Origin of the sequence: Methanobrevibacter sp. (assembly GCF_045603845.1) — an archaeon.
Classification (GTDB): Archaea; Methanobacteriota; Methanobacteria; order Methanobacteriales; family Methanobacteriaceae; genus Methanocatella.
Window position 1 is genome coordinate 1 of record NZ_JAZUMY010000061.1, and the last position, 7,531, is coordinate 7,531.

The 7,531-nt window shown below is 35.1% G+C and carries 8 protein-coding genes and 3 pseudogenes; 7 read left to right on the plus strand and 4 right to left on the minus strand.

Annotated features, from left to right (window positions below):
• From ACKI2W_RS05300 to ACKI2W_RS05320, 5 genes are all read left to right on the plus strand, one after another.
• Positions 1-854 (plus strand): vWA domain-containing protein (locus tag ACKI2W_RS05300; RefSeq protein ID WP_407379966.1); only part of this gene is annotated, 854 nt, incomplete at its 5' end.
• An 8-nt stretch (positions 855-862) separates the two neighbouring features.
• Entirely contained in the window at positions 863-1,783 is a 921-nt protein-coding gene (locus ACKI2W_RS05305; RefSeq protein WP_407379968.1) for a TIGR00269 family protein, read from the plus strand.
• Positions 1,784-1,987: a MoaD/ThiS family protein gene (locus ACKI2W_RS05310; protein WP_407379970.1), complete on the plus strand. Its 204-nt coding sequence runs from the start codon at positions 1,784-1,786 to the stop codon at positions 1,985-1,987. It begins immediately after the preceding gene.
• Positions 1,988-2,848, plus strand: a complete 861-nt coding sequence (locus tag ACKI2W_RS05315; RefSeq protein WP_407379972.1) for a damage-control phosphatase ARMT1 family protein — start codon at positions 1,988-1,990, stop codon at positions 2,846-2,848.
• Between the two features lie 9 nt (positions 2,849-2,857).
• Positions 2,858-3,592: an NAD(P)-binding domain-containing protein gene (locus ACKI2W_RS05320; RefSeq protein ID WP_407379973.1), complete on the plus strand. Its 735-nt coding sequence runs from the start codon at positions 2,858-2,860 to the stop codon at positions 3,590-3,592.
• On the opposite strand, the gene ACKI2W_RS05325 is transcribed toward ACKI2W_RS05320, so the two are convergent.
• The 4 genes and pseudogenes from ACKI2W_RS05325 to ACKI2W_RS05340 form a co-directional block, all read right to left on the minus strand.
• Positions 3,579-4,859 carry a cytidyltransferase gene (locus tag ACKI2W_RS05325; RefSeq protein WP_407379975.1) on the minus strand — a complete coding sequence of 427 codons (1,281 nt, stop codon included), beginning with the start codon at positions 4,857-4,859 and terminating at the stop codon, positions 3,579-3,581. The genes ACKI2W_RS05320 and ACKI2W_RS05325 overlap by 14 nt on opposite strands.
• A gap of 20 nt (positions 4,860-4,879) precedes the next feature.
• Entirely contained in the window at positions 4,880-5,359 is a 480-nt protein-coding gene (locus ACKI2W_RS05330) for a DUF308 domain-containing protein (RefSeq protein WP_407379977.1), read from the minus strand.
• 39 nt (positions 5,360-5,398) lie between these two features.
• The gene (locus tag ACKI2W_RS05335; RefSeq protein WP_407379979.1) at positions 5,399-6,481 is read right to left on the minus strand and encodes an archaeosine biosynthesis radical SAM protein RaSEA; all 1,083 of its coding nucleotides are present in this window, start codon (positions 6,479-6,481) and stop codon (positions 5,399-5,401) included.
• A gap of 112 nt (positions 6,482-6,593) precedes the next feature.
• A pseudogene (locus ACKI2W_RS05340) lies at positions 6,594-6,779 on the minus strand (5,10-methylenetetrahydromethanopterin reductase); the annotation flags it as partial.
• Positions 6,780-6,882: 103 nt separating this feature from the next.
• On the opposite strand from ACKI2W_RS05340, the pseudogene ACKI2W_RS05345 reads away from it, so the two are divergent.
• Positions 6,883-7,257, plus strand: a pseudogene (locus tag ACKI2W_RS05345) (LLM class flavin-dependent oxidoreductase); the annotation flags it as partial.
• 112 nt (positions 7,258-7,369) lie between these two features.
• Positions 7,370-7,531, plus strand: a pseudogene (locus ACKI2W_RS05350) (TIGR01210 family radical SAM protein); the annotation flags it as partial.

The window sequence follows — 7,531 nt, forward strand, 5'->3', positions numbered from 1 at the left end:
AGAACAATACATATAAAAAGGTTCATGAAGCAAGGATGAGCAATGAAAAATTGAAGATGCTTTCAGGCCAGCCTTTGCTCGATGAAGTTAAGGAACTTGAACGTGATGGGGAACTGATGAACAAGGACTTGACCAAACTTAACAGATTCGACCCAAGAATGCTTGAAATATGTCAAAGGTTAGGTAGAAGAATAGCCAATAAGCGTTCAAGACGTAAAGTAAGGACATCTTCAAATAAAATTGACATGAGAAAAACCATACGCGCAAATTTGAAGTATGGCGGTGTTCCAATGGAATTGGTCAAGGCTAAACCAAGGCCTCATAAGAATGAGCATCTGTTTTTAAATGATATCAGCGGTTCATGCGAATGGATCAGTAGCTGGTTTTTCATGCTGATGTTTTCAGCGCAGACTGCTTTTAAGCATTCAAGAACATTCGAGTTTGACAATAAGGTTATTGAAACGACAGATGCTTTAAAAGAGGAATATCTGATTGATTCATTTGTAAAAGTTAAGGATTTAAGGGTAAAGAACATGATGGTTCATGGAACCTCTGACATGTATTCTGCCTTTAAAGCGTTCAGGGAAAAAGCGAATCTCAGCAATAAATCTTATGTAATCATATTGTCTGATTGCAGGGACTGGGCCGGGCCTAAACAAAACGGAATTCCGGCAAGCGTTCATCTGGTTGAGGAAATGGTTCGCGATTCCAAAAAAGTTGTTATTTTAAACCCTGAGGATAGGATGAAATGGGATATTGTGGACAGCTGTGTTTCCCTTTATGAGGATGCAGGAGCACAGGTTTTTGAAGTTAATACACTTAATCAATTAGCTCAGTTTGTAGAGCAGATGTAGGTGAGAGTATGGATTGTACCAAATGCGGTAATCCTAATGTTATTATTAAAAAGGAACAGTCCGGTCAGTATTTATGTAAAGACTGTTTTATAGAGTCTATTGAAAAGAAAGTTATTAAAACCGTTAGAAAAGAAAAGTTATTGGATAAAGGAGATAAAGTTTTAGTTGCACTTTCAGGAGGAAAGGATAGTGTAACTACTTTGGAAATCTTAAACTCTTTTCGTGAAATGAATGTTATTGATTTATGTGCAGTGACCGTTGATGAGGGAATAGATAACTATCGCCAGGATGGTGTTGATATAGCTATTCGCCATGCTGAAAGATTGGGTATAGAACATAAAATCGTTTCACTGAAGGATTCCTATGGAATTACTTTGGATGAGATAATGGAAAAGCCCAATCATAAAGGGTCCTGCTCATATTGCGGAGTCTTTAGAAGAACAATAATTAATAAGACCGCTCGTGAGATGGGCGCCACTAAAATTGCCACGGGACATAACTTGGATGATGAGGTTCAGGCAATAATGATGAATTATCTTGAAGGCAATACTGATAATCTCACAAAACTAGGTGCAAAAACGGAATCTGAGGCTGAAGAATTCACTGTTAAAATCAAGCCATTGAGAGAAATTCCTGAACGTGAAATAGGATTGTATGTTGTTGCCAAAGAACTGGAAGTTCACTTTGCAGGCTGTCCCTATGCACAGCAGTCTTTCAGAGGTGAAGTTTCTGAAGTCATCAACCAATTAAGCGAGTCACACCCGACTATCAAATATTCAACTCTAAGGGGTTATGACAAAATTAAAAATGCACTTAAAGACGACTTTAAAAAAGACTATTCTCATGGAAGATGTGAAAAATGCGGTGAACCTGCAGCCAATAGGTTATGTAAAGCCTGTTCATTTATAGAGGAATTAACTGGTGATTGAATGACATTTACATTGAAATATAAAGATAAATCAGAGCAAAAAGAAATCCCCAACTCCAATTATACCATTAAGGATTTGATTTTAGAAATGGGTTTATCTGCCCAAACAGTTGTATCAAAACAAAATGGCGAGCTGGCAATAGATGATACAGTTATAGAAGACGGCGATGAAATACAATTGATTCAAATTATATATGGTGGTTAGTTGAAAATCAGTTACGAATGCGGCGCATGCTTTTTAAGGCAAACCCGTGAAGCTATGGATTTAGCAACGGATGATGATGATTTGAAAATGGAAATAATGAATGATGTTTTCAAATTTCTTTCCCAAACTTTCAAAAAGGGAACTAACTCAAATAAAATAGGTTCCTATATTCACAATCTTATAAAAGAAAAAACAGGATGTTATGATCCCTATATCAATGAAAAGAAATTGGGCAATGAAATCGCACTAAAATATCTGCCAACTGCTCAAAAGATTTTGGATGATGACGATTCACTGGAGAATCGTGTTAAAATAGCTATTGTCGGCAATATTCTGGATTTCGGTGCTTTTACTTTGGATGATGATATAGAATCATTCATTAAAGATTCCCTTCAGAAAGATTTGACAATTAAGGATATAGAAAACTTTGAAAATTCACTGAATAAACATGATGAAGTGTTATATCTGGTGGATAACACGGGAGAAATAGTTTTTGATAAGCTTTTGTTGTCTAAGATTAAAGAATATGGAATCAATATTACCATAGCAGTCAAATCTTTTCCTATATTAAACGATGCATGCATGGAAGATGCAATTGCCGCAGGCCTGGATGAATATGGGGAAATTGTAGAAATCGGTGCGGGCACTGTAGGTTATGTTGACAGTGAAATTTCAGATGAATTCAGGGAAATCTTCAACCGTCATGAATTCATAATCTCTAAGGGAATGGGAAATTATGAAGGACTGACTGAGATAGACTTATCCAATAAAGATATTTACTTTTTGCTTTGTGCCAAATGCGGTACAATTTCCAGAGATATTGGTGTAAACTTGCATGACATGCTGCTTTTGAATAAATAATGTGATTTTATGAATATTGCTTTAATTGGATTTGGAAAGGTTTCATACAACATGGTAAAACTGATTCAATCCCCTAATGTTAAATTCATCACGTCCACGCAGGACAGGTCAAAAAATACTATTGAATTAATCAGTCAATCAAATGTTGAAGTTGTTGAATCATTCAATCAAGCCATTGAAAATGCAGATATTATAATTTCGGCAAATTCTCCTGCACAGGCTGTTGATGTGGCAAAAAAATATGGTAATACAGATGCCATTTATCTGGATTTAAACAACATATCTCCGAAAACAACTGATGAAATAAATGCTCTGGTCAATAACTTTGTTGATGGTGCAATCATCGGAAAAATCGATTCGGATAATCCTGTATTATATCTGTCAGGTGAGAATGCTGACAAATTACTTTTTTTAAATGAATTTTTAAACGTAAAAATAATTTCGGATAGGATTGGAGATGCTTCAAACTTGAAAATGCTTAGAAGCACATATACAAAATCACTTAGCGTATTGCTGATTGAAAGCTATAATCTGGCTAAAAGCTCAGGTCTGGAAGATGAATTCTTTGAGGTCTTATCATTAACTGAAGGGGATGATTTTAAGCAAAAAGCGTTGTCCAGAATAAACAATACATTAAAATCATCTAAAAGAAAATCAGAAGAGCTTGAAGAAATCTTACAATATTATGATAGTGATGAATTAGAAATGGTTAAAACAGCTTTGAATAAACTTAAGCAATTTTAACATTGATTTTGAATCCTTTTTTATCCTTTTTAGTCTTTCCGCTAACAGGAATAAAATGGGAATCCAAAATATATCTTAAATAGGTAACTTCACGGGCAGGCAATCTTAAATTCGTTTTGATTTTTTTACCTTCACTTTTAAGTTGAACTGATATCTTATTGTTTTTATCAACATATAAATCAGCATTCAATCCTTCTTTCATGATTTTAGTTTCAAAACGAGTAAGATTCAGTCCGGCATCAATGGATAAAGGGGCATCCGAAACATCAACATTTCCCTGTCTGAAATTATTGTTGGCTTCACGGGCGCTCATCCCTTCATTGGTTTTGCCTGCAACATACCATGCCCTTTCAATTACTTTTGACACTTTTTGCATTTCAGGGATAACTCCTTTGGATTCATAACTTCTCATCAAATCCATAACTTCCTGTTTTGTAACATCCATCTCTATTGAACTGATTGCAAGGCGTGTCATAACAGGACCGTAATCGGACCTTCTAAATGCCGCCCATACGGATTCTGGATTTGAATAGACTCTCTTTTTAATTATCTGATTTATTGTCTCACCATTCAGATAAGCTATTTTGGATAGGTTTCCCCTTGAGTATGTATTCATTCTTTTGTAAATATCTGTCCAGTTGCGGCCCAAATCAATATTGTTATTATCTATTTCTCTTTCAAGTATCTCAACAGTTGATTTTGGAAGCAATTTTTTTATTTCGGATGTTATTGTATAATCGTTGTCAATAATTGATTGTCTTATCAGTCGTCCGGAATATTTATCTTTGTTAAGCTCTTTTACAATATGGAATTTTAATTTTGAACCTAAAAATTCGTTTAATGCATACCATCTGATTTCATTCCTGTTTGTGTAGTTTTTGGGCATTCCAACAAAATTGCCTTCATCGATAAATTTTTGAGCTTTTTTAGCTATTTCATCTAAAGAAATGCTTGCTGAGGTAATATAGTCACTGGCACCATCATCAATCATTTGCTGAAGTCTTATCGGAACGCTATATGATAAAACCAGTCTATGATGCAGGCCTTCAAAAGATCTGACTTCATCAGCACCCAATGCCAGAGCCATTTCACTTCTCGCATCAAAATCCACAAAAAATGGAGCATGATTTGCACTAAATCCTTTATTTAAATATACAACAAGCTTTTTAGATTCGTTGTCTGCGATTTTACGAGCTTCACTGATTAACTTCTCATGTCCTTTATGGACAGGATCGAAATCTGCACTTATACATATCAAGATAAACACCAAAAAAAGAAATTAGGAGATTAATTTAATGATCTCATTACTCCGCTTATTACTAACCATATTCCAATTAATGTACCTAAGATAATTGGGTTTGCAATATAAGTTCCAATAATAATATAACATACACCCAATATGATTCCAGCAATTCCAATATAAAATCCATATTTTGAATTACGGTTATTTACTAATGAAACAACACCAGCAATAATCAATATTATACCTGCAAGATACAAGGTTATTTCAGCTAAAAAGCCAAATAATGCCGGGTTAAATATTAATCCGATACTGATTATAAGAAGAATAACTCCTAAAGCAATATCAAGCACTGATCCTGGAGTATTGTAATCTATTATTGCAATACCTGTTATTAATGCATATATTGATATGAATAAAACGGATAATCCAAGTATTGCGCTAGTTGTTATAACTCCAAGAATAGGAAAGGAAATAATCATTATTCCCAGAATAATAGCCAGCAAACTAACAATTTTATTTTTCATTTAATTCCTCCACTTAATAATTATTGAGTTATTATTATTTCAATATAATGGTATGTGTTTGATTTTAACTTTTGATTGGTTCATATTGGCATTTTTGACTTCAGCTAACCATTCGTCTTTACATTCACAGTCGTGCTCTACAATGCTTTGAGTTAAATTGCAGTCTATAATCTTATGTTTTAAATCTTTATTGCATTTTTTACAGTTGTATGGACCACGCCTTGAACCGAATCCTGAGGTGTCAAGAAGAGCAGGTATGCTGATTTCGCTTCTGACTGTATTAATGATTTCAATACAGCTCCAAATCCATGGTGGCTGATATGCCCCTTTTCTCCAGAATCGTTCGATGACCGTTCCGCCATGTATTGTTGCAGGGCAGAATGATAATCTGTCTACACCGATAGATTCACAATGTCGTGCAGTTTCAATTGCTTCTGCTATTGCTTCACTTTCACTGACAAGAATAGGCTTTACAAAAACATATGCTTTGGATTTGAGATTGTAGCCTTTTTCATCTCTCAGCTTTTGCATGGTTTTCACTGCATCTTCAAAATCACTTAATGTAAATCCCTTATTGATTTTATTTAAACGGGTATTGTCATTGGATGTTTCAAGACCGATACTCACTTCAAATAATCTGTCGCCGATAATCCTGAAAATATCATCCAGATATTCCTCTTTAACATATTCCGGTCTTGACTCTACGATAATTTCGGCCACGTTATCCATATTGGCTAATGTTGTTAGGATTTCATCACGGGCATCAGTTGGAAGTTCATATGGATTTAAAAAACTGCCTGATGCGAATAGTTTAACGGCTATCCTGTCTTCACTTTCAATATCAAAACGGGATAGATGGTCATTAAATATTCTGATTATTGTATCACTGTCGATAGGTTCTAGTGTACAGTCTGAAACATAACTGCACATTGTACATCCGCCGCTGTCCCCTAATGCCCATGCACATCCTGGAGTGGGCAGTATTATAAACAGTGTTTTTGACACGCCGTCATAAGTTAAATCATCGTTATACCAGCTTGCTCCAACTTGTTCTGGAGTTTTCGGATCTTTTCTTTCGAAAGCCCTTTTTCTAATATCTTTGCATAAATTTTCAATTTCCATTATAATATATTATTGTAATATGCTATAATTAAAAATTATTGTTAAAAAACAGTTTTGTTATTAAGTTGTGTATACGTGTTTTAAAAAAATAAAAAAGAAAGAGTAAGCAAGTTTAGAAACTTGCAATTACGTCTCCTAATAATTTAATGGATTCTTCTACGTTTTTACCAACAGGGGAACCTGCTACGTATTGAGTTACACCCATTTCAGCTAAGCCTTCAATTTTTGGAATGAACTCATCAGGAGTACCACATACTGAGAATGCGTCTAATGCTTCGTCAGTTACAGCACCGATAGAAGTCGGAGGCCAAGCGGTCTTAGGAAGACAACACTTAGCTACAACTCCTTGGCTCACAGAACGACATGGCTACGATCCGACTTAAGCAGCTGGTGGAGACAAAGAATTCGATGTAGGTGCATACACTGCAACTTCCATCGGTGCAGACTCTGACGCAGCTAAAAACGCAGCTAAAATCGTAGTTGCATTTATCGCAGCAGGTTCACCACCTCCAGTTATCGAAAGACACGGATTACCTGAAGGATTCAACACCCAAATGGGTGAATTCTTAGCTAAAGGTGACTTCGGTGGAGCTATCGGTGCTGTAACTGACGAAGCATTAGACGCATTCTCAGTATGTGGTACACCAGATGAGTACAATCCAAAAATTGAAGGCTTAGCTGAAATGGGTGTAACTCAATACGTAGCAGGTTCTCCTGTTGGTAAAAACGTAGAAGAATCCATTAAATTATTAGGAGACGTAATTGCAAGTTTCTAAACTTGCTTACTCTTTCTTTTTTTTATTTTTTTAAAGCATTATACACAACTTATTAACCAACTTATTTTCAATGAAAATTTTTAATTATAGCATATTACAATAATATATTATAATGGAAATTGAAAATTTATGCAAAGATATTAGAAAACGGGCTTTCGAAAGAAAAGATCCTAAAACTCCAGAACAAGTTGGAGCAAGCTGGTATAACGATGATTTAACTTATGACGGCGTGTCAAAAACACTGTTTATAATACTGCCCACTCCAGGATGTGCA